Raw genomic sequence first — 19,950 nt, 5'->3', positions numbered from 1 at the left:
GATTTTTAAGGAAATTACTTCTGGAAAGAGTTCCAATAAGTTACTTGGTCTACCGACAAACGCGCCGTTGCATGAGCTGGTTTTGCCGCTTTACCAATCGCGATCAGCAAGATCGGTTTCAACGTTTCCGGTACGTCAAATGCTTCGGCAAATTGCTCCGCATTGTATCCGCCCATAGGTACCGTGTCGTAGCCTTTAGCTTTGGCGATCAGCATCAGTTGCATCGACACCAGTCCAGCGTCCAACAGATTGACTTGATGCAAACGTTCCGGTCCCATGCCGCCATAGCCTTTTTGCAGACGCTCGACAAAATTATTTTTGACCTCCTCCGTCATTGCACCCAGCCGCACAGACTCGGAATAAATCTCTTCGGCCCGTTCATACGAACGAAGATCGCCCAATACCGCAATGACAGCCGAGGAATCCACAACCTGCTGCTGATTGTTGGCGATCGGGAGCAGCTTTTGCTTCAGCTCAGGCTCGTCGATGATCAAGAAACGCCATGGCTGCAGATTGGACGAGGATGGAGCGGACAAAGAAAGCTCGATGATCTCTTTCAGTTCCTCGCGTGGGATTTTTACAGATGGGTCGTAAACCCGAACAGAATGTCTTTCTTTGAGTACGGTATAAAAATCTTTTGCGTCCACTTGATTTAACGTGCTCATTTTCTCTCCATCCTTTCATTTTCTTTTTTTTCCTGTGACTAGTATAAATCGCAACTGTAATAATATCAAGTACAGTTAATGAAGTGAGAAGGCAGAGTCCCAAAACTTGTGGTTCCTTAAGATAAACAGTATCTTAAAGAGGTAGTTGGTCGATTACAGTTTGATCATACAGGGAGGGGTACATATGGCATTGCAGATCGGAATCGTTGGAACAGGTTGGTTTAGCAAGGTGCATGGGGACATTTTGGCAGGTCTGGACGGCGTTCGCGTGACAGGGGTTACCGGAACGACGGCCGCAAAAGCACAGGCCCTGGCGGACCGCTACCCAGGGGCGATTGGCTTCGGGAACCTAACGGATATGCTGGACTCGTTGAAGCTGGATGCTGTTTACCTCTGTATCCCGCCAATGGCGCACGGGGAGATTGAAACCGAGCTGATCGAGCGGGGCATTCCCTTTTTCGTGGAGAAGCCGCTGGCTGCGGACTTGGAGACGCCGCAACGAATCCTCTCGCGGTTGGAGCAAAAGCCGTTAGTTCATGCGGTAGGCTATCATTTTCGTTATAAAGAATCGATCCGTCAGCTGAAGGAATCGCTGGAAGGCCGGAAGATTGGGATGGCTTTAGGCACTTGGATGGGCGATATGCCGCAAGTGGCCTGGTGGCGTAGCCAAGAGGGTTCCGGCGGACAGTTCGTGGAACAGACGACCCATATTGTAGACCTGCTTCGCTATACCGCCGGCGAGGTCCGCGAGGTGTATGCCGCCTACGGTAATCGCATGGTGCAGGAACGCTTCGATAACGTCACCGTCCCGGATGTTGGTACCGTCACGATGAAGCTGCAAAGCGGGGCGGTTGCTACCATCTCCAATACCTGTATCTTGCCCGGCGGCGTATCTGAGGTAGGGCTGAAATTGTATACCGATGCCGGTATTTTGTCTTGGAGCCCGGAACGGCTGGAGATCGATCTGCCGGGGACCAAGACGGCCTACACGGGGAAGGACAACCCCTACTTAGCTGAAACGGAGGCGTTTATCCATGCCCTGCGTACCGGCGATACGTCGCGGATCTTGTCCGATTATGCCGATGCTGTGAAAACGCAGCAGATCACCTGTGCCGCCCTGGAGTCGGCCCGGACGGGGAATCCGGTTTGCATTGGGGAGTAAGGAAAAATTTTTTCTCCATCTTATCCTGATTCTGTCTAGAGGAAAGGAGAGACGAGGGAATGAAGGGAAATCTAGCCCAAAATTGACCAGCCTCCGCAAGGAAGGCATCGTCCAGGTCAGCCGCAAAGGCTTCGTTATTCGGAATCTTCAGGCCTTGAAGGAAAAGGTGTGCGTCAAAGAAAATTGTCCGCATTGCCGCAGTCTGAAGGGCGTAAGGCAAGGGGGTCTTTGATTTTAAGCGGCAAAAAAAGAGCCCCGCTTCGGCGAGGCTCCAAGCATCAATATATGAAATTTGGAGGAACCTAAACGAAGTACCCTGATTGGCTGAAAGTGCCGTAGGGCTAGAAGTGCAACACAGCGATCAGCATCGGAGCGACCCCTAATGTAAACAGGGCGGCCAGGATCATGGAGATGCTGGAGATCGTCCCGGTCAAAGTGCTGAGCTCAAACGCCTTGGACGTTCCGGTGCCATGGGCACTGGTGCCGAACAATACGCCTCGGGCAACCTCGCCTTCAATGCGGAACAGTCTCATCACGAGCGGTCCCAGCATGGCACCAAGCAAGCCGGTCAAAATAACAAAGACCGCGGTAATATTCGGCACGCCGCCGATCACCTGCGATACATTCATCGCGATAGGTGTCGTAATTGAACGTGGAATCAAGCTGTTAATCAATTGGGCGTCCAGATGCAGCCATTCCGCCAGAAAAGCCGAAGAGAACATCGCGACTACCGAGCCGCTAAGTACGCTAATGAGAATTTCTACAGCGTGTTTTTTCAGGACGTTGTAGTATTTGTACAGCGGAACGGCAAACGCGATCGTCGCTGGCTGCAGCAGGCTGCTCAGCCATTTTCCGCCGGTATGATAAGTTTCATAAGGAATCTGCGCCCAGAGTAAGCCGATCACCAGAATCAACGGGGTAATCAGCAACGGGGACAGATACACTCTTGGCCGTATCCGATACAGCCGTTTAGATAAAGCATAGATAATGAGGGTAGAAGCTAAACATAGTGCGCCAATGATCATGAGGTTCGGCCCTCCTTTCGTTTTTCGATGCGTGTTGCCACAAGCCCGGAGCAAACCATAACGATGACGGTGCTCAGGATGACCACAATCAAGATCCGTACGCCTTCACTTTCGAGCAAAGGAATGTATTGCATGACGCCGACGGCAGCAGGAACGAAGAACAGCAGCAGCTCGGCCAGCAGCCAATTGGCGCCCCGTTCAATCCATTTCAGCTTGACGACGCCTGTTTTTAACAAGATAAACAGCACGGCAATGCCAATAATGGAACCCGGTATCGGTAAATGGAGCAGCTCCGCGACCTTATTCAAGGCCATCGCGGCGAAGAACAGGATGGCGACTTGAACAATCCCGATGCCGATCTCTTTCATCTTGTTCATTTCAGCAGCTCCCTTCTTGTTTTGGTTAGTAATGAAATTTTACATCGATTATTTTCATGAGTAAAATGAATATACAGAATAAATACCATTCCAATCTGTTATAGAAAATCGAGTTAAAGGGGAGCAGGCGGTTGGATATCCGACAAATGCAGGTTTTAATCGAAGTCGCACGGCTGCGCAGCTTCACGAAGGCGGCTGAGGCGCTGTATATCACGCAACCTACCATCAGCAAAACGATCAAGGCGTTGGAGGAGGAGCTTGGGGTGGTGCTGTTTGACCGCGTTGGCAAAAAGATCGAGCTGACCGACGCGGGACGGATTATCGCTACGCAAGCCCAACAGATCGTGACCTCCTTCCAGAATCTGATGGCAGAGCTTGACGACTTACGAAATTTAAAGAAGGGACATCTTCGCATCGGGCTGCCGCCGATGGTGGGGGCGAGCTTTTTTCCGAGGGTGATTGGGGAGTTTCATCAACGTTATCCCGACATTACGATCCAATTATTTGAGGACGGCGCCAAAAAAGTAGAGCAAGACGTTGCCAAGGGATCATTGGATGTGGGCGTGGCCGTACTGCCGACGGTGGAGGCGGAGCTGAGCTATTTTCCGTTCGTTGAGGAGAAGCTGAATTTGGTCGTCCATCCCTCGCACCGGCTGGCAGAACGGGAATGCGTGGAATTGGCCGAGCTGGCCCCGGACGGGTTCGTGTTGTTCCGTGAGGACTTTACGCTGCATGACCGCATTATCGGGGCGTGCGCGAAGGTCGGGTTTCATCCGCATATCATCTACGAGAGCTCCCAATGGGATCTGATCAGTGAAATGGTGGCCGTCGGCCTCGGCATCACTTTACTGCCGGAAACGATTTGCCGCGAAATCGACGACGAGGGCGTGCGGATTATCCCGCTCGTCAACCCGGTGATTCCGTGGAAGCTTGGCATCATTTGGCGTGACGATCGGTATTTGTCTTTTGCCACCCGCGAATGGATCCGGTTTGCACAGGAAGTCCTGACGCCCCATCCGGAATAAATTTGAATGAGTATGTGGTGAGATGTTGCTTGAAAAGGTGCATATTTCCCGGGAATTTGACAGATAGTAAGGGCGCATGTCGAATTTCGATTACCTTGAAAAGCATGAAGGAGAGACAGCTGTGAAGTTTGCTTTAATCTGTTCATTGCTGGTCGGTTTGCTGTTCGGGACAGGGGTCCCTGTTGCGGATGCTCAAGCGGACGTCGCTCATCATTTCGGATTCAAAAAAAGCGTCGGCGGTCAGCTCCCCTCCATTAATGAGGAAGGGTTCAAAGATATCATCGATAAGCACGGCGCGATTTTCTTCGGAGATCCCTCGCGCAAAGAACTATTCCTGACGTTTGACAACGGATACGAGAACGGTTATACCGCCCTGATCCTGGATACGTTGAAAGCGAAGAAGGTGCCGGCGATATTTTTTGTCACTGGCCACTACATCAAGGATCAGCCGGAGCTGCTAAAGCGCATGGTCGCCGAAGGTCATCTGATCGGCAACCACTCCTGGAGCCACCCGGATATGACGACGATCTCCGACGCCCAAATTCGGGAAGAACTGGAGAAGGTAAAACAAGCCACGGCACAGGTCACCGGGCAGGCTAAGATGGACTTCTTGCGCCCGCCTCGCGGGATATTCAGCGATCGGACGCTTCGTGTAACGAAGGAGCTGGGGTATACGAATGTTTTCTGGTCCGTGGCCTATAAGGACTGGGATGTGAACGATCAACGCGGAGCGGATTATGCTTACCAGAAGGTGGTATCGCAGTTGCATCCCGGCGCCGTGATCCTCCTGCACTCCGTCTCCAAGGACAATGCAGCGGCTCTGGGAGCCATCATCGATGAAGCCCGCCGGCAAGGCTACGAGTTCAAGAGTCTGTATGAGCTGAAACCGGGGCAATCGCGTCCTTCACTCTGATTCCCATTTTAGACCGTAACAATCGGGCGTTTCGTCCGGTTGTGCGGTCTTTTTTTGTATCTATGTCTGAAATTTGACGGCGCTTGACTTCACTTCGGCAGGTTATTATAATTAGGCTTGCGAATTAATAGCATACCTAATTATTAAGTTATGAAAATAAATCGACGGGAGGGATTGATTTGTTCACCGGTGACAACTCGCAGGCGCATCGACTGCTGAAGACGTTTCACCGCTTTCGGAGAATGGATCTTAGCAAACTAACACCATCGGAGTTTAAACCAAGCGAAGTCCGATTGATGTTTTATATTTTGCATGGCATGGAGAAGGATGAGCGCGGAGTAACGGTCTCGGAGCTGAGCGCGATGCTAGAGGTCGCTTCCCCGACGGTCACGCCGCTGGTTCGCAGCTTGGAAGAGCGCGGGATGGTATTGCGTTATAACGACAAGGAGGACCGCCGGGCGGTTCGCGTCAAACTGACGGAGCAAGGAATCGCACAGGTCAAGGAGATCGCCAAGAAAAGGTCGGCCCAAATCCAGGGATTGGTTGAGTACCTAGGCGAGGAGAAGAGCCAGCAGTTAATTGAACTGTTGGAGCAGGTTTACACGTATATGGAAATGAGGGCCAACCCGAATAAAAGCCAAGAGCAATGATACGAATCGAACATGTGGAGATGATGGAAATTGATCAAGCTTTTCCGCAATTTGAAACCATACCGCTGGCTTGTGGTGGCGGTGCTTGTATTTGTCTTCTTTCAGACCTTATCTGAGCTGTATTTGCCGACGCTGATGTCCGACATCGTTGATAATGGGGTCGTGAATGGAGACACACCGTATATTTGGAAAATCGGCGGTCTGATGCTGCTGGTTGCGCTTGGAGGAATGGCCTGTTCCATCGCCGCCAGCTACTATTCCGCTAAAGCGTCAACGGGGTTCGGGAAGCTGCTCCGGGGCAAGGTGTTCAAGCATGTGTCGAACTTTTCACTGGAGGAGTTTGATCGCATCGGTACCGCCTCACTGATCACCCGTACGACCAACGATATTACCCAAGTTCAGCAAGTGCTGATTATGATGCTGCGGATGATGGTTATGGCGCCGATGATGTGTCTGGGCGGCATTATTATGGCCGTCTCGAAGGACGCCACGCTGTCGCTGGTGCTGGTGGTGATTCTGCCGGTCTTGGCCGGAGCGATCTTCCTGATCGCACGGAAAGGGCTGCCTTTATTTAAAGCGATCCAGAAAAAAATCGATAAGCTGAATCTCGTCATGCGCGAAAGCCTGACCGGGATTCGCGTCATCCGTTCGTTTAATCGGACGGACTATGAGAGCAAACGGTTCGACGCGGCGAACCTCGATTTGACCGATACGTCGATCAAGGTCAACAAAATCATGGCTTTTATGATGCCGGTCATGATGCTGGTCATGAACCTGTCTTCCGTAGCGATCATCTGGTTTGGCGGGCTGCGGATCAACTCCGAGCATATGCAAGTCGGCGATTTGATGGCGTTTCTGCAATACGCGATGCAAATCATGTTCTCGCTGGTGATGGTATCGATGATGTTCGTGATGATTCCGCGGGCGTCGGCTTCGGCCATCCGGATCAATGAAGTGCTGGATATGGTTCCGGTGATCAAGGATTCCGCGAAGGGCAAATCGGCGACAGAAGCCCAAGGGCTGGTCGAATTCCAAAACGTGACCTTCAGCTATCCAGGCGCGGAGCAACCGGCGGTGCAGGATATTACGTTTACCGCCAAGCCGGGTCAGGTCACGGCGATCATCGGCGGGACGGGCTCCGGGAAATCAACGTTGATCAGCTTGATCCCGCGGTTTTACGATGTGCAGAAGGGAAGTGTCCGGGTGGACGGTGTGGATGTCCGCGATATGACCCAGGAGGAGCTGCGCAGCAAAATCGGGTTTGTCCCGCAAAAAGCGGTGTTGTTCACCGGAACGATCAGCGAAAACATCCGTTATGGCAAAGAGGATGCAAGCGACGAAGAAGTGCGGCGCGCCGCGGATATTGCCCAGGCGACCGACTTTATTTCCAAGATGGAGCAAGGTTTTGAATCCCCGATCGCTCAAGGCGGCACTAACGTGTCCGGCGGACAAAAGCAACGGCTGTCGATTGCGCGCGCTTTGGTTCGTCCGGCGGAGATTTATATTTTTGACGACAGCTTCTCAGCGCTGGACTTCAAGACCGATGCGAAGCTGAGGGCTGCTTTGAAGGAAGAGACGAAGGATGCCACAGTCATTATCGTCGCGCAGCGGGTGAGCACTGTGCTTGACGCTGACCAAATCATCGTCATGAACGAAAGTCAAATCGCGGGCATCGGCACGCACCAAGAATTGATGCAAACTTGCGATGTCTATAAAGAAATCGTGTATTCGCAGCTTTCGGAGGAGGAGATCGCATGAGTCGGGAGCAATCATCTGGTAAACGCGGATTCGGCGGTCCTCGTCCCGGGCATGGTCCGGGTCCTGGCGGCCCCGGCATGGGGATGCCGGTGGAGAAAGCGAAGGATTTCAAAGGAACCCTAAGACGGTTGATCCGGTACTTAAGACCGCATAAATATCAATTAGTGGCCGTATTCGTGATGGCCATCCTGAGCACCCTGTTCAGCATCTTTAGCCCGAAGGTGATGGGGAAGGCGACGACCAAGCTGTTTGAAGGAATCGTCGCGAAGGTTCAAGGGGTTCCCGGCGCGGAGATCGACTTTCAATATATATGGCACATCATCATGGTTTTGATCGGACTGTATGTGCTGAGTGCGTTGTTTAGCTATTTCCAGCAGTATTTGATGGCTGGCGTGGCCCAGAAGACGGTGTATGACCTGCGGAAGGACGTGAATGCCAAGCTCAACAAGCTGCCGCTAAAATACTTTGACGCCCGGACGCACGGGGAAATTCTCAGCCGGGTCACCAATGACGTAGACAACATTGCCGGTACGTTGCAGCAAAGCTTAACACAGCTGATTACCTCGATCCTGACGATCATCGGTGTCATCGTGATGATGCTGTCGATCAGCCCGCTGATGACCTTGATTGCGGTGCTGACGCTGCCGCTAAGCATTGTGGCAATCACCTCGATTGCCAAGCGCTCGCAGAAGCAGTTTGTTCGCCAGCAAAAAGAACTTGGCCAGCTGAACGGCCATGTAGAAGAAATGTACACCGGCCACAAGGTGATTAAGGCGTTTGGCCGCGAAACGAAATCGCTGGAGCAGTTCGACACCATTAACGAACGGCTGTATGAAGCCGGTTGGAAGGCACAATTTATCTCCGGCGTGATCATGCCGATCATGAGCTTTATTGGCAACATCGGATATGTGCTGGTGTCGGTGGTCGGCGGGATCCTTGTGACCAAGAGATCGATTGAAATCGGTGACGTGCAGGCGTTTATCCAGTACGCCCGTCAATTCACGATGCCGATTACACAAACGGCGAACATCGCTAACATCATTCAATCGACCGTCGCTTCGGCGGAACGGGTGTTTGAAATCCTGGATGAAGAAGAGCAGGTGCCGGAAGTGGCGAACCCGGTGGTTTTGGAGAAGCCTCGCGGCGACGTGGCGTTCAATCACGTTCAGTTCGGTTACGATCCGGAACAATTGCTCATCGAAGACATGAACATCGACGTGAAACAGGGACAAAAGATCGCCATCGTCGGGCCAACCGGCGCCGGCAAAACGACGCTGATCAACCTGTTGATGCGTTTCTACGAAGTCAATGGCGGTTCGATCACCGTGGACGGAGTAAATATCGCCGAGATGAGACGCGGCGACCTGCGCAGCCTGTTCGGCATGGTCCTGCAGGATACGTGGCTGTTTAATGGCACGATCCGCGACAATATCGCCTACGGCCGGGAAGGAGCCACCGATGAGGAAGTGGTTCGCGCCGCCAAAACGGCGTACGCCGACCACTTTATCCGCACGCTGCCCGGCGGTTACAATACCGTGCTGAACGAGGAAGCATCGAACATTTCGCAAGGGCAGAAGCAGCTCTTGACGATCGCCCGGGCCATCCTGGCTGATCCGGCGATCCTCATTCTCGACGAAGCCACAAGCAGCGTCGATACCCGGACCGAGGTGCAAATCCAAAAAGCGATGAAAGAGCTGATGAAAGGCAGAACAAGCTTCGTCATCGCCCATCGGCTATCCACGATCCGCGACGCCGATCTCATCCTCGTGATGAACCACGGCACCGTAATCGAGAAAGGTACACACGACGAATTGCTGGCACTGGGCGGCTTCTATGCCGACCTGTACAACAGCCAATTCACCAAAGGCAGCTTCGAGCCAGAGGCCGTGTAAGCGGCGGAAGCGCCCGCGTTCGTATAGACTTACCATTGTAGGTACGCCCCTGTTTGTCAGGGGCGTTTTTCTTTTGATAGGGGGCGGGGAGGTATCTCTGAGGGAGCCCTTTACACGATTATCCCTTTCCTTCAGATGGTGAGGAATTGTGCGCAGACGCTCTTCTCTGCTTCTGTAATCTGAGTCAACGGGATACTAGCCTCTCCAGCCTTTATAATCTGAAAACTGAGCAAACGGGATAATGGTGTAAAAGAGCTGGTCAAAAGGGATAATCGTGCAAAGCGTCAGGACAGACAATCAAAAGCTCACCCTGGCTTGCAGCCAGGGCCAGACCAGGGCTGTTCCTATCGCCGCCTAGCCCTCGCCGGCCAGGTGGCACAGTGCTGCTTCATCGCGGATGAGCAACTGCCGACGCGTTACGGTTAACACGCCCTCGTCGCTAAGCTGACGCAGCTTGCGGCTGAGCGTCTCTGGTGTGGCGCCAATGAGGGAGGCGAGGTCTTTTTTGGACACGGGCAAGGTGAATTCCCGGGAGTTTGGCGCAGCTTTGCGGCGGAAGTATAAGAGCATCTTGGCGAGACGCCGATCGGCCTCAAGCAAGGTCAGTACGGCTGCCCAGGCGTCGGCCTCCTCCAGTTGGGCGCTAAGCGCGGTCATAAACCGGGCCGCCGTATCGGGATCGCGCCGCAAAATATCAAGAAAATCGCTGCGGTGAATCCGGCAGATGCCGGTCGTGTCCGCCGCGATGGCACTAGCGTAATGGGGTTTTTCCTGTAACAGAGAAAACTGGCCGAAGAAGTCCCCTGGAAACAGCAGCCGGATGAGATGCTCTTTGCCGTTATCCTCCAGCTTCGTCAGCTTAATGATTCCGCGGCTCACCACAAACAGCGAATCGGAACGATCTCCTTCGCGGAAAATGATCTCGCCTTTATGGAACTGCGAGGTACGCATGACGGAATGGAGCAGTTCTACCTCCGTTTGGCGCAGCTGCGCAAAAACCGGAACACGTGCCAGACAGGAAGGAGCCGTGGCTGTATCTCGAATGTGGCAAGCACAGGACTTCATCTGTGATCTCTCCTTTCTTGGAAAGATGTATTCATCTACTTCTAACTTAACCGTTGCTAGGTGTTTGACTAGTGATTATTATCACAATATATCTGTCGAATTCTTGATGAAGATCAAGGTTTTCCGGACCTGAATATGGGAAATTAAACCTATCAACGGATAGAGTTCAGTTCTATGGTTAGGAGAGGAAGACAGATGAAAGAATTCACGTTTGATGAATTGCGACAAATCGACCGTACTGAGCTGGGGGATCAGGTGCCGCTGGAGTTGTTCCGGGCGATTCGCCTGATTGGGATGCGGCAGGGGCTGCCTCTGGAGGGGAAAGGAACCACCGCCTCCATCGGCCGTAAAATCGGCGAAAGCTTGCCCGTCACCACGTTGGACGAGCTGCTCCATTTATTTACTGAGCTGCAGATCGGATTGCCACAGGTTGTGGAGCAAAGTGAGCGATTGCTGCGGATTGCGATAGAGGATTGTTTTTGCAAGGGCTTGCCGGTGATGGAGGAGAAGAAGGTGTGCGATCTGGAGGGCGCCATTCTGGAAGGGGCGCTAGGAAAGCTGCTCGGTCGAAAAGTGAGCGTACGAGAAACAAAATGTAATGTAAGTGGCGACGAACACTGTGAGTATGAAGTCCGAATCTATAATTAATTGATTCTACTTGTGTCTATGATTTCGCCAACAAAAAAACGCCGAGTAAAATGACGATCACGCCAAGCAGCTTGTTCCAAGTGATCGTTTCGTGGAACAGGAAATAGGCCGGAAGAAGCGCCAGGACGTACGCCAGCGCTTGGAGCGGATAAGCGACGCTCAGCGGGAGGCGGGACAACACGGCAAACCATAGCAGGGTAGCTATCCCATACAAAGCGATGCCGCCGATCACTGCGGGTGAGGACGCCAGCTTGCTCCAGTGAAGCCCGCCGGTGCGGGCCAGGCCGATTTTAAACAGAACTTGTCCTGTCACAAGAAGCAGGATATTGCCGAATAGCAGCAGGTAACTAATGGTTTTGTCCATTTTCACGGACCGCCTCCCGTTCTTTAAGGATGACGATTTCTTGGGTTAAGCGCAGCACCTGGGCGGTTAGGCGAGTAATGACGATCGTCAGGTGCAGAATTAATGCGAAGCAGAAGAGCAGACCAAACAGAAACAATACTGCAGGTGCATACTTGACGCCCAGCTGATCAGCGATCCATTCGATGAGCCCGATATGCGTGGAGCAGATCAGCAGAACGACACTGAACAAAATCCAGAGCAGGGAGTATTGTTCTCTTAGTTTTTGGCGGCGGACCAATTCCAGGACGAATAAGAGGAACACCGCGGCAACTAACACGGATAAAATGTAAATCGACATTTATTCTGTCACCGCCTTCTGGTGAAGCGGGCGCCGCAATGCGCTCATGAGCACGGATAATGTCACCTTCACCATATAGTAAACCGAACGCCAAGGGGTAATCGACGATCTTCCGGTGGTGCGGGCGCGCATTTGCACCGGGATTTCGACGATCCGGCAGCCATGGCGCTTCAAATACACGATCGATTCCACTTCGGGATAATCGGTTGGATAATACCGGGCGTACAGCTCGATGACCTTACGGCTGGCGGCGCGAAAGCCGCTGGTCGTGTCGGTGAAGCGTTCGCCGGTAACCCAAGAGACGAGCTTGGAGAAGAAGACGATTCCTGCCCGTCTCGCCGTGGACGACCGGAAGGAAGCGGTCCCTAGGAACCGGGAGCCGATTACAAGATCCTGGTCTGCGATTCCGGCGATCAGCTTATGCAATTCTTCTGCCGGATGCTGGCCGTCGGCGTCCATTTGTATGGCAATGTCATAGCCTTTTTGTTTGGCGTAGAGATAACCGGTCTGCATTCCCCCGCCGATCCCGACATTGTAAGGCAGCGTCAGCACCTTGGCTCCGGCTTCCCGGGCACAGTTCTCCGTCCGGTCGGAGGAACCGTCGTTAATGACGAGGATATCAGCCTCCGGCGCGTGCTTACGGATATCCCGAATGACCGAGCCGATGCTGGCTTCCTCGTTATAAGCCGGTATGATGATCAGTATACGCGGTGGTTTTGGCATCATGAGTCACAGGCCCCCTTTCGCGCGGACCGGTGATGGGAGCGGCGCAGAACTCGGGCGACCAGGTCGCCAATCAGATAAGACCCGAACAGGATCAGCAGCGTCATATTGGGATAACCGTATCGGTTAAACGCTACGAACGGAATATAAATCACCGTGAAATAAGCCAGCGCCAACAAGAGAGGGAGCAGGCGGTCCAGCTTCAGACGGTTCTTCGTTACGGCCCATAAAATGCCGGCCATATTGACGTACATCATCACGACTTGGATAATGTCCATTACCGGGCGGCTGATCGGCCAAAACGAGCGCGAATAAAACGGATGGAAATACAGCTCCACCCATCTTCCCAACGTATACCAATACAAATATTTCATCGGCTCATGCGTAAATCCGTACCGGAGGATATCCAGCCCCTTGCGGATCGCCGCGGAATCGGCGCCTTGGAATATCGTTTGCGGATCGTATTGAGGATAAGCCTCAAAGAAGCCAGCCGGCGGCAGTTGCCAACGGATGCGCGTGCCGAGCAAGAACGGACTTCCGCCAGAATTGGTGAACAGGATAAACTCATGAAACGTGACCCAGTTGCGGATCCACCAAGGGGTCAACAGCAGAGCATAAGTAACCCCTATGAGAAGGGTGTATTTCAACATCGTCCGCCAAGGAAGCTTCATGCGCAGCCAAATGATCAGAAAAACGGCGGGGTACAAGGAAGCATGTGGCTTTAAGTAAGCTGCCGCAGCCGTCAGGACGCCGATGAGGACGTATAAAGCGGATCCGCCTCGGTCCATGGCCAGGATGGTGCAACAGACGAGAAGCAGCAGCAACGTGCGAAAAGTCGTTTCTGAAAGAATGACTCCGGAGGAAAAGTAATCGGGCGGGTAGAAAGCGGACACGGTGCAGGCGATCAGCGCCGCCCGGGTGTTGAAAGTGCGTCGACCGATCCAAAAGATAAGATAAATGCACAACGCTTGCAGAAGGCACTGGAACAGGCGAAAGGCGACGATGCCGCCCTGTTCCTGGCCGAAAACCGCCATAAACCCGGACAGCATCAGCGGCAGCCCGGGCATGATGAAGGCGGAAGGTGCCTCCTTGGTATTATAGGCAAGTACGCCTTCATTCAGGAGAAGGCGTGCGGATTGAATATACTTCACGTCATCATTGTTCGGGTGAACCGGGTCGCCCAAGAGGAAATAATCGTTGTAGATCAGGACGATAAGACTCGATACAATGCCCACAAATGCGATCAGACCGAACAAATACCACTTGACCGGTCGACGGACTTCCGATAACGAGAACACAGTGATTCAACCCCACTTTTTTTATAATTTATCTCTAAAAACTAGAAAATATCACCTTCCATATTATAATATATCCAAAATATTCCTTCGACAAGCTTAATCTGTCTGAATGCCGAAACTGGTCAGCTGCTCGCTGAAGGTTTCTCCCGAATCCACATGTCCCCGGTTGATGGCTTCCCATAAATAAAGCGAGGCGATGGAGCCGTAGGATGGCCACTGCGCGGCTGCTTGCTGCAAATATTTGCGGTCCGGGCGCTCTTCCATGTCATACACCCATTTTGCCGCCCGCTGCAGACCGGCATCCCCATAGGAAACGACATGATCCCGGCCCAAGGCAAAGATGAGGAACATCTCGGCCGACCAACGGCCGATGCCTTTCACGGAAACCAGCTGCTTGATGACTTCCTCATCATCAAGCTCCTGCAGCCGGTCCAGGTCAAGCTGACCGGATTGGACTTTGTCGCTTAAATCTTTGAGGTAAGCGACTTTGGAAGCGGACAGCCCGGCGGCGCGCAGGTCGGCGTCGCTTTGGGCCAAGAGGGCGGCCGGGGACAGTTCCCCGGCCAACTCGATGACACGGCCGCGAATGGTGGAGGCGGCCTTGACCGAGATTTGCTGGCTGATGATTGAGCGAGCCAGCTCGGTGAACAAAGGGCCTTGCGGTTTGGTCGCAAGGCTTCCAATCAGGGCGATCAGCCGGCCCATCCGGGGATCGGCGCTGGCCAGCGCCTTGACCCGGGGGTCATCGGGGTGGAGCTCAAATACCGGTTTCCCATGGTTCATGGGGACAACCTCCTTTAGTTTGGATGCTCCTCCAGCAGGGTGACATACTGCTGGAGGAGCTCGTCGGCGCGGAGCTGCAGGGCGTCACGCCGCTCCTGCAGCCGGACATATTGCTGAAGCAGCGAATCCAGCGCGTTGGAATCCTCAGCTTCCGCCATTTCCGCTTCCAAGTGACGCATCTCCGTTTCCAGACTCCGCACGTCGGCGAAGGTGCCCAGCAGGACGTCGTAAACCGTTTCTTCCCGGTTATAGTCAGGAATTTGCGCTAGACTGCCGATTCGGGCGCCTTTTGGAATCGACAGCAGTCCCTGGTCCGGACGCTCGATGCCGGCCAACAGCTTCATCAGGTGGTCTTGCCCGCGCCGTAATACTTCTGTATATTTTGGCCTTGGATCATCATGGTTTCGTTCTCCTTTAATCCCATGCCGATCCTACAAAAAAGAAGGCAGCAGGATTTCCTGCTGCCTTTAAAGCTCACGCGTAAGTGAGGTTAAGGTAGGAGCGGCATTTCGCAATTTGGTTTGGATATCGAGTTTCCAAAAATGGACAGACTTCTCCCGTTGTTGGCTGCTGCATGAATAATGCCAAACATTGCCACCGGCAGTTGGCCCACTCGATTCCACGCAAATTTGCGATCCACTCTACCCACCTCCTTCACAAAATAGTTACGAACATTATATTCGTTCATTTATAGGAAATCAAGGTTCAATCAGTTGGACATACTAAGGGCAACAATCAGGCAACAAAAAACATTTGACGATTCATGGCGAAGTGTGTAATATTCAATTAAACCTAGTGGTTTTATAGGGAATTTAAATTAAAAACATGGATAGACGGGGGATGGATTCAATGAAAAAATGGAGTTTACTGCTGTTGACACTGGTGCTGACCGTGCTGGTTGCAGCTTGCGGTAATAACAATACGAAAAATCAAGCGGCAGGTGCGAACCAAGGCAGCGCAGGTAATGCGGCCAACGAGCAGCCGGCGGAGCAAAATTTGCTGGAAGCCGTGAAAGCCAGCGGTAAGCTGCGGATCGGTACGGAGGGAACTTATGCGCCTTTCACCTTCCATGACAAGGACGGCAAGCTGACCGGCTTCGACGTAGAGATCGCAGAAGAGGTTGCCAAACGTCTGGGCGTGGAAGCTGAATTTATCGAGACACCGTGGGACGGTATTTTTGCCGGACTGGATGCAAAACGGTTTGACGCGGTATTCAACGAAGTAACAATTCGTGATGACCGAAAGGAAAAATACGACTTTTCCGACCCGTACATCGTTTCCCGTGCCGTGCTGATCGTGCCGGAAGACAACGAGGACATCAAAACCTTCGCCGATTTGAAAGGGAAGAAGGCCGGACAATCGCTGACGAGTAACCTGACGGATATCGCCAGAGAGAACGGAGCGGAAATCGTTGCAACGGAAGGCTTTAACCAAGCGATCGACCTGTTGCTATCCAAACGGATCGACGCGACGGTCAACGACGGCTTGTCCTTCCTGGATCTGAAGAAGCAAAGACCGGACGTGAAGCTGAAAGTGGTTGACGAAATGCCGGAAGCGTCGGAGAGCGCAGCCTTGTTTAACAAGGGCAACGAGGAGCTGGTGCAAGCGGTGAACGAGGCACTGGCCGCGATGAAATCCGATGGAACCTACTTGAAAATCTCGGAGAAATACTTCGGAGAAGACGTTTCGAAATAAGCTATTTAAACAATTGGAGGCGGCCCGTGAGGGCCGCTTCCTTCGGAAAAGGATGCTTAAACGATGGATGAACGCATTTGGAATATTATCGTAGACTCTTTTTTTCCCCTGCTAAAAGCAGGGGTAGCCTTTACGGTTCCGCTAACGTTAATCACGTTTGCGCTGGGGCTGCTGGTAGCCGTCCTGACCGCGCTTGCGCGGTTATCGAGTTTCGGACCGCTGCGGCTGCTCGCCAGATTCTATGTTTGGATCATCCGCGGGACGCCGCTGCTGTTGCAGTTATTCATCATCTTTTACGGTCTTCCCTCCATCGGGATTGTTCTAGATCCGTTTCCGGCAGCGGTCATCGGCTTTACGCTTAGCGTCGGCGCGTACGGCTCGGAAATTGTGCGGGCCGCGATCCTGTCGATTCACGAAGGCCAATGGGAAGCGGCTTATTCGCTGGGGATGACCCGGCTGCAGGCGCTGCGGCGGATCATCCTGCCGCAAGCTGCACGGGTTGCGGTGCCGCCGCTGGCCAACTCCTTTATCAGCTTGGTTAAGGATACGTCGTTGGCCGCTACCGTGACGTACACCGAGATGTTCCGTACCGCCCAACAAATCACGTCAACGACCTATGAACCGCTGGTTGTTTACTCGGAAGCGGGCTTGATCTATTTGATATTCAGCACCATCCTATCGGCGCTGCAAAATCGACTGGAGAAGCGGCTGGACCGCTTCACCGCCCGGTAAGGAGGCCAACCATTCATGATTGAAATTCGCGATTTACACAAGTCGTTTGGTACCCAGGAAGTTCTCAAGGGAGTTAATCTCGAGGTCGAGCAGGGCAAGGTGTTGGTCATCATCGGGCCTTCCGGATCGGGGAAGACAACCTTGCTGCGTTGCCTGAACCTGCTGGAAACTCCAACGCGAGGAACGCTTCGAATCAGCGACGTTCAGCTGGAATTCGGCGCTGGCCGGAAACCGAAGACAAGCGAAGTGCTGGCGCTGCGCAAGAAGACCGGCATGGTGTTCCAAGCGTATTATTTGTTCCCGCATATGACGGCGCTCCAGAACGTGATGGAAGCCCAGGTTCAGGTGCTGAAAAAGAGCAAAGAGGAAGCCCGCCGGGTTGCCTTGGAGCTGCTAAATAAGGTAGGGCTCGGTGACCGAGCGGATTTCTATCCGCATCAGCTGTCAGGCGGGCAACAGCAGCGGGTGGGGATTGCGCGGGCGATGGCCATGAGCCCGGACGTGCTGCTCTTTGACGAGCCCACCTCGGCGCTAGATCCCGAGCTGGTTGGCGAGGTGCTGAAGGTCATGAAGGAGCTGGCCCTTGAGGGGCGGACGATGGTCGTCGTTACCCATGAGATGAAGTTCGCCGCCGAGGTCGCCGACCGGGTTGTACTGATGGACGAGGGGAACATTATCGAATCGGGGACGCCGGACCAAGTGCTGAATCATCCGTCCAGCGATCGAGCCCGTTCTTTCCTGAACCGAATTACGCAGCGGGAAATCGAATAAAGAAGAGAGGTCGGAGTTTGATATGAACTCTGGCCTCTCTTTTGTGTTTCTAGCGGATGCGAATATTACCGGAATTCGCCCGGACCTTAATCAGGTCCTGCGTCTGCCGTGGTGAATCCGGCGCGGTAGTGTTGCCGGAGCCGGATTGCAGGTCATAATAGCCTTTGAACTCGGCATCGGCGGACAGTGTTGCATTGCCTGAGCCTACGGAGATGTCCAAATTGTCTGAGCGTTGCTCCGACAACGTAATATTCCCCGAATTCGACTTAAAGCTGCCATCGCCTGTAAATCGATTAAACCGGATGTCCCCGGAGTTGGACGTAGCTTTGACGGTCCCTTTTACCTGGTTGGCGGTGATGTTGCCGGAGCTCGACTTCGCGGTCAGCGTACCTTCAAACTGATCGACACGAATATTCCCTGAGTCGATCGACAGATCGATATCATCGGCGCGAAGACCGCGGAACGTCCCGTTGCTGGAGTCCGACTTGAAGCCGATCCGATTCAATTCGCCCTTGTCGCCCAGCGCCACGGTAATTCGCTGCTTGGTGGACTGGAAGTTGATCGAGAAGAAGGTCCAGTCGAACTTGTCTTTTAGATCCAGCTTTAGTGTCCCCTCTGAGATTTGAGCAGCTTTCACCGCATCGATCGTCTTCTGATTCATATTCCCGTTGATTTCCACGTAGTTCGTCCCATCAAGGCTGTCGATAAACTCCAGCTCGACGTCATAATCACTGTCAATGAGCAGTGTCTGTAAGCCGCCCTGATCAAACGTCCACTTCTGCTGGTGGGACGGCAGTTCATCCCCAAATTCGAAATGCTGGTAAGCCATGCCGGCCAACCCGATCAAAATCAGCAACAACCCTATGAGTGACCATTTCTTCGTATTCATGCTTGGTGATCCCCTTTCGCGATCCGAACATTCCAACGCAGGTAAGCGATGCTGAGCCAGAGCATGCCTTTATAAGCGTATCGTGTGACAACGGCGAGCAGCATGCCCAACCCGACGTAAGCGACTGATGCAAATATCTTTGCTGTAAAAATCTCCCCATGCCATAGATACTCCAGACCAAGGAGCAAGGGACTTAGAATTCCGGCAGCAGAACTCGCAGCTAAGCTGACGACGACAGCCCAGCAGGAGATCAGCAGCGGAACAACGATGAGATTGATAAAGACCAGTCCGATGTAAACCATCACGCTGGCAAAAACGCTGCGGCGCCGAACACCGGCTTCGTTATCATCAACTCCTGTCGGCGGCGTGGTGCTGACTGCTGCGCCCGGTGTGGCAGCGGGCTCTGCTCCGCCAAACCAGTACACATGCTCCTGGGGCACGTAGCGGTTGCCAATGGCCTCTTTGGCCAGCTCCGCCGGGTCTCCCAGCTCCAGCACGATCTCTTGCTCCGTCCGTCCGCTTTCCAAACCAAAAGCGAAGTGGGCCTCATAATCCTCCAGCAATTCGTTTTGTTCCTCCGGCGGGAGAACCGATAAATGCGCCCGAAGATTCGCCAAAAACTCGCTTTTATTCATAAACGGCTTCCTTTCTCAATTAAGGTTGAAACATTGTGTACGAACTGCTTCCACTCGACGACCAGTTTCTGGGTGTACGCTTCGCCCTCGGGAGTTAGTTTGTAGTATTTGCGCGGGGGACCGCCTGTGGATTCCTTAAGGTAGGTGGTGCAATAACCTTCATTGACCAGTCTGCGCAGCAGGGGGTACAAGGCCCCTTCGGCTACCTCGATATGCTTGGATACCGATTGGGCGAGCTCGTAACCGTACCGGTCGCGGCCTTGGATCAATACCAGCACGCATAACTCCAAGGCGCCTTTCTTAAATTGGATGCTGATATCCAAACCTGCTTCGCCTCGTTTCTTCTAAATTGGGTGTACGTTACGTGTTGAAATTTCATCAGTACTGAACATTGATTAGTATCGCCGAAAAGTATAATATCACACAGTACTGATTAAAGCAAGGTAGTGAATGAAAAAAGGCATCTGTTCCTTTTGCCCTTTGTTTTCAAAGGAATAGGACGAACAGATGCGCTTTGATTTGTGCTATTCCCCAAAGTCAGAT

General features: G+C 53.0%; 24 protein-coding genes. 10 read left to right on the top strand and 14 right to left on the bottom strand.

Going from position 1 to position 19,950, the window contains the following annotated elements:
• Positions 1-14 precede the first annotated feature (14 nt).
• On the bottom strand, positions 15-665 hold the full coding sequence (locus tag NSQ80_RS19880; protein ID WP_260070944.1) for a nitroreductase family protein: 651 nt from the start codon (positions 663-665) through the stop codon (positions 15-17).
• 184 nt (positions 666-849) lie between these two features.
• On the opposite strand from NSQ80_RS19880, the gene NSQ80_RS19875 reads away from it, so the two are divergent.
• Complete coding sequence (locus NSQ80_RS19875; protein ID WP_323078051.1) at positions 850-1,827, top strand: Gfo/Idh/MocA family oxidoreductase; 978 nt, start codon at positions 850-852, stop codon at positions 1,825-1,827.
• A 341-nt stretch (positions 1,828-2,168) separates the two neighbouring features.
• Here NSQ80_RS19875 and NSQ80_RS19870 read toward each other — a convergent pair whose 3' ends face one another.
• Together NSQ80_RS19870 and NSQ80_RS19865 are read right to left on the bottom strand one after the other, a co-directional pair.
• Positions 2,169-2,849 (bottom strand): CidB/LrgB family autolysis modulator, encoded by a 681-nt coding sequence (locus tag NSQ80_RS19870; protein WP_198136160.1) that lies wholly within the window; start codon positions 2,847-2,849, stop codon positions 2,169-2,171.
• Positions 2,849-3,229 carry a CidA/LrgA family holin-like protein gene (locus NSQ80_RS19865; RefSeq protein ID WP_009223660.1) on the bottom strand — a complete coding sequence of 127 codons (381 nt, stop codon included), beginning with the start codon at positions 3,227-3,229 and terminating at the stop codon, positions 2,849-2,851. Before NSQ80_RS19865 ends, NSQ80_RS19870 begins: the two co-directional genes overlap by 1 nt.
• 131 nt (positions 3,230-3,360) lie before the next feature.
• Between NSQ80_RS19865 and NSQ80_RS19860 the strand changes: the two genes are divergently transcribed.
• The 5 genes from NSQ80_RS19860 to NSQ80_RS19840 all read left to right on the top strand — a co-directional run bounded on the left by NSQ80_RS19860 (position 3,361) and on the right by NSQ80_RS19840 (position 9,467).
• A complete protein-coding gene (locus tag NSQ80_RS19860) occupies positions 3,361-4,254 on the top strand; it encodes a LysR family transcriptional regulator (protein WP_009223661.1) in 894 nt (297 codons plus the stop codon).
• Between the two features lie 121 nt (positions 4,255-4,375).
• Positions 4,376-5,167, top strand: coding sequence for a delta-lactam-biosynthetic de-N-acetylase (gene pdaA, locus NSQ80_RS19855; protein WP_036644182.1), 792 nt, complete (start codon positions 4,376-4,378; stop codon positions 5,165-5,167).
• Positions 5,168-5,346: 179 nt separating this feature from the next.
• The gene (locus NSQ80_RS19850) at positions 5,347-5,817 is read left to right on the top strand and encodes a MarR family transcriptional regulator (protein WP_009223663.1); all 471 of its coding nucleotides are present in this window, start codon (positions 5,347-5,349) and stop codon (positions 5,815-5,817) included.
• Between the two features lie 30 nt (positions 5,818-5,847).
• Positions 5,848-7,575, top strand: coding sequence for an ABC transporter ATP-binding protein (locus tag NSQ80_RS19845; protein ID WP_009223664.1), 1,728 nt, complete (start codon positions 5,848-5,850; stop codon positions 7,573-7,575).
• Positions 7,572-9,467, top strand: coding sequence for an ABC transporter ATP-binding protein (locus NSQ80_RS19840; protein ID WP_323078048.1), 1,896 nt, complete (start codon positions 7,572-7,574; stop codon positions 9,465-9,467). Before NSQ80_RS19845 ends, NSQ80_RS19840 begins: the two co-directional genes overlap by 4 nt.
• Positions 9,468-9,821: 354 nt before the next feature.
• Here the strand turns inward: NSQ80_RS19840 and NSQ80_RS19835 are convergent, their stop codons facing one another.
• Complete coding sequence (locus NSQ80_RS19835) at positions 9,822-10,532, bottom strand: Crp/Fnr family transcriptional regulator (RefSeq protein WP_009223666.1); 711 nt, start codon at positions 10,530-10,532, stop codon at positions 9,822-9,824.
• 195 nt (positions 10,533-10,727) lie between these two features.
• Here NSQ80_RS19835 and NSQ80_RS19830 point away from each other — a divergent pair, with 195 nt between their 5' ends.
• Entirely contained in the window at positions 10,728-11,180 is a 453-nt protein-coding gene (locus NSQ80_RS19830; protein ID WP_036644186.1) for a V4R domain-containing protein, read from the top strand.
• A 16-nt stretch (positions 11,181-11,196) separates the two neighbouring features.
• Here NSQ80_RS19830 and NSQ80_RS19825 read toward each other — a convergent pair whose 3' ends face one another.
• The 7 genes from NSQ80_RS19825 to NSQ80_RS19795 all read right to left on the bottom strand — a co-directional run bounded on the left by NSQ80_RS19825 (position 11,197) and on the right by NSQ80_RS19795 (position 15,373).
• Positions 11,197-11,544, bottom strand: a complete 348-nt coding sequence (locus NSQ80_RS19825; RefSeq protein WP_036644188.1) for an EamA family transporter — start codon at positions 11,542-11,544, stop codon at positions 11,197-11,199.
• Positions 11,528-11,881 carry a DUF2304 domain-containing protein gene (locus NSQ80_RS19820; RefSeq protein ID WP_009223669.1) on the bottom strand — a complete coding sequence of 118 codons (354 nt, stop codon included), beginning with the start codon at positions 11,879-11,881 and terminating at the stop codon, positions 11,528-11,530. Before NSQ80_RS19820 ends, NSQ80_RS19825 begins: the two co-directional genes overlap by 17 nt.
• A complete protein-coding gene (locus NSQ80_RS19815) occupies positions 11,882-12,607 on the bottom strand; it encodes a glycosyltransferase family 2 protein (RefSeq protein ID WP_009223670.1) in 726 nt (241 codons plus the stop codon).
• Entirely contained in the window at positions 12,604-13,902 is a 1,299-nt protein-coding gene (locus tag NSQ80_RS19810) for a glycosyltransferase family 39 protein (protein ID WP_009223671.1), read from the bottom strand. The genes NSQ80_RS19815 and NSQ80_RS19810 overlap by 4 nt, the downstream gene beginning before the upstream one ends.
• Before the next feature lie 96 nt (positions 13,903-13,998).
• The gene (locus tag NSQ80_RS19805; RefSeq protein ID WP_323078041.1) at positions 13,999-14,685 is read right to left on the bottom strand and encodes a DNA-3-methyladenine glycosylase; all 687 of its coding nucleotides are present in this window, start codon (positions 14,683-14,685) and stop codon (positions 13,999-14,001) included.
• 14 nt (positions 14,686-14,699) lie between these two features.
• Entirely contained in the window at positions 14,700-15,029 is a 330-nt protein-coding gene (locus NSQ80_RS19800) for a hypothetical protein (RefSeq protein WP_339300559.1), read from the bottom strand.
• Between the two features lie 146 nt (positions 15,030-15,175).
• Positions 15,176-15,373, bottom strand: a complete 198-nt coding sequence (locus tag NSQ80_RS19795) for an RAxF-45 family protein (RefSeq protein ID WP_323078037.1) — start codon at positions 15,371-15,373, stop codon at positions 15,176-15,178.
• 161 nt (positions 15,374-15,534) lie between these two features.
• Here NSQ80_RS19795 and NSQ80_RS19790 point away from each other — a divergent pair, with 161 nt between their 5' ends.
• From NSQ80_RS19790 to NSQ80_RS19780, 3 genes are all read left to right on the top strand, one after another.
• A complete protein-coding gene (locus tag NSQ80_RS19790; RefSeq protein ID WP_009223674.1) occupies positions 15,535-16,380 on the top strand; it encodes an amino acid ABC transporter substrate-binding protein in 846 nt (281 codons plus the stop codon).
• Positions 16,381-16,443: 63 nt separating this feature from the next.
• On the top strand, positions 16,444-17,112 hold the full coding sequence (locus NSQ80_RS19785; RefSeq protein WP_339300555.1) for an ABC transporter permease subunit: 669 nt from the start codon (positions 16,444-16,446) through the stop codon (positions 17,110-17,112).
• A 15-nt stretch (positions 17,113-17,127) separates the two neighbouring features.
• Positions 17,128-17,883 carry an amino acid ABC transporter ATP-binding protein gene (locus tag NSQ80_RS19780; protein ID WP_009223676.1) on the top strand — a complete coding sequence of 252 codons (756 nt, stop codon included), beginning with the start codon at positions 17,128-17,130 and terminating at the stop codon, positions 17,881-17,883.
• Positions 17,884-17,932: 49 nt separating this feature from the next.
• On the opposite strand, the gene NSQ80_RS19775 is transcribed toward NSQ80_RS19780, so the two are convergent.
• From NSQ80_RS19775 to NSQ80_RS19765, 3 genes are read right to left on the bottom strand one after another with little or no spacing between them, the layout of a single operon-like run.
• Entirely contained in the window at positions 17,933-18,772 is an 840-nt protein-coding gene (locus tag NSQ80_RS19775; protein WP_009223677.1) for a DUF4097 family beta strand repeat-containing protein, read from the bottom strand.
• Positions 18,769-19,407: a DUF1700 domain-containing protein gene (locus NSQ80_RS19770; RefSeq protein WP_339300551.1), complete on the bottom strand. Its 639-nt coding sequence runs from the start codon at positions 19,405-19,407 to the stop codon at positions 18,769-18,771. Before NSQ80_RS19770 ends, NSQ80_RS19775 begins: the two co-directional genes overlap by 4 nt.
• A complete protein-coding gene (locus tag NSQ80_RS19765; protein ID WP_009223679.1) occupies positions 19,404-19,730 on the bottom strand; it encodes a PadR family transcriptional regulator in 327 nt (108 codons plus the stop codon). The genes NSQ80_RS19770 and NSQ80_RS19765 overlap by 4 nt, the downstream gene beginning before the upstream one ends.
• Between the last annotated feature and the right edge of the window lie 220 nt (positions 19,731-19,950).

It is taken from the genome of Paenibacillus sp. FSL K6-2441 (assembly GCF_037964765.1).
Lineage (GTDB): Bacteria > Bacillota > Bacilli > Paenibacillales > Paenibacillaceae > Fontibacillus > Fontibacillus phoenicis.
The sequence above is the reverse complement of the archived record's forward strand: the minus strand, read 5'-3'. Positions and strand labels throughout refer to the sequence as shown.

What these genes read in the sequence shown, in the direction of transcription:
- NSQ80_RS19880 (WP_260070944.1), bottom strand. Translation starts at nt 665, where the DNA reads ATGAGCACGTTAAATCAAGTGGACGCAAAAGATTTTTATACCGTACTC.
- NSQ80_RS19875 (WP_323078051.1), top strand. Translation starts at nt 850, where the DNA reads ATGGCATTGCAGATCGGAATCGTTGGAACAGGTTGGTTTAGCAAGGTG.
- NSQ80_RS19865 (WP_009223660.1), bottom strand. Translation starts at nt 3,229, where the DNA reads ATGAACAAGATGAAAGAGATCGGCATCGGGATTGTTCAAGTCGCCATC.
- NSQ80_RS19840 (WP_323078048.1), top strand. Translation starts at nt 7,572, where the DNA reads ATGAGTCGGGAGCAATCATCTGGTAAACGCGGATTCGGCGGTCCTCGT.
- NSQ80_RS19835 (WP_009223666.1), bottom strand. Translation starts at nt 10,532, where the DNA reads ATGAAGTCCTGTGCTTGCCACATTCGAGATACAGCCACGGCTCCTTCC.
- NSQ80_RS19830 (WP_036644186.1), top strand. Translation starts at nt 10,728, where the DNA reads ATGAAAGAATTCACGTTTGATGAATTGCGACAAATCGACCGTACTGAG.
- NSQ80_RS19825 (WP_036644188.1), bottom strand. Translation starts at nt 11,544, where the DNA reads ATGGACAAAACCATTAGTTACCTGCTGCTATTCGGCAATATCCTGCTT.
- NSQ80_RS19820 (WP_009223669.1), bottom strand. Translation starts at nt 11,881, where the DNA reads ATGTCGATTTACATTTTATCCGTGTTAGTTGCCGCGGTGTTCCTCTTA.
- NSQ80_RS19815 (WP_009223670.1), bottom strand. Translation starts at nt 12,607, where the DNA reads ATGATGCCAAAACCACCGCGTATACTGATCATCATACCGGCTTATAAC.
- NSQ80_RS19805 (WP_323078041.1), bottom strand. Translation starts at nt 14,685, where the DNA reads ATGAACCATGGGAAACCGGTATTTGAGCTCCACCCCGATGACCCCCGG.
- NSQ80_RS19800 (WP_339300559.1), bottom strand. Translation starts at nt 15,029, where the DNA reads ATGAAGCTGTTGGCCGGCATCGAGCGTCCGGACCAGGGACTGCTGTCG.
- NSQ80_RS19795 (WP_323078037.1), bottom strand. Translation starts at nt 15,373, where the DNA reads ATGAACGAATATAATGTTCGTAACTATTTTGTGAAGGAGGTGGGTAGA.
- NSQ80_RS19790 (WP_009223674.1), top strand. Translation starts at nt 15,535, where the DNA reads ATGAAAAAATGGAGTTTACTGCTGTTGACACTGGTGCTGACCGTGCTG.
- NSQ80_RS19785 (WP_339300555.1), top strand. Translation starts at nt 16,444, where the DNA reads ATGGATGAACGCATTTGGAATATTATCGTAGACTCTTTTTTTCCCCTG.
- NSQ80_RS19780 (WP_009223676.1), top strand. Translation starts at nt 17,128, where the DNA reads ATGATTGAAATTCGCGATTTACACAAGTCGTTTGGTACCCAGGAAGTT.
- NSQ80_RS19775 (WP_009223677.1), bottom strand. Translation starts at nt 18,772, where the DNA reads ATGAATACGAAGAAATGGTCACTCATAGGGTTGTTGCTGATTTTGATC.
- NSQ80_RS19770 (WP_339300551.1), bottom strand. Translation starts at nt 19,407, where the DNA reads ATGAATAAAAGCGAGTTTTTGGCGAATCTTCGGGCGCATTTATCGGTT.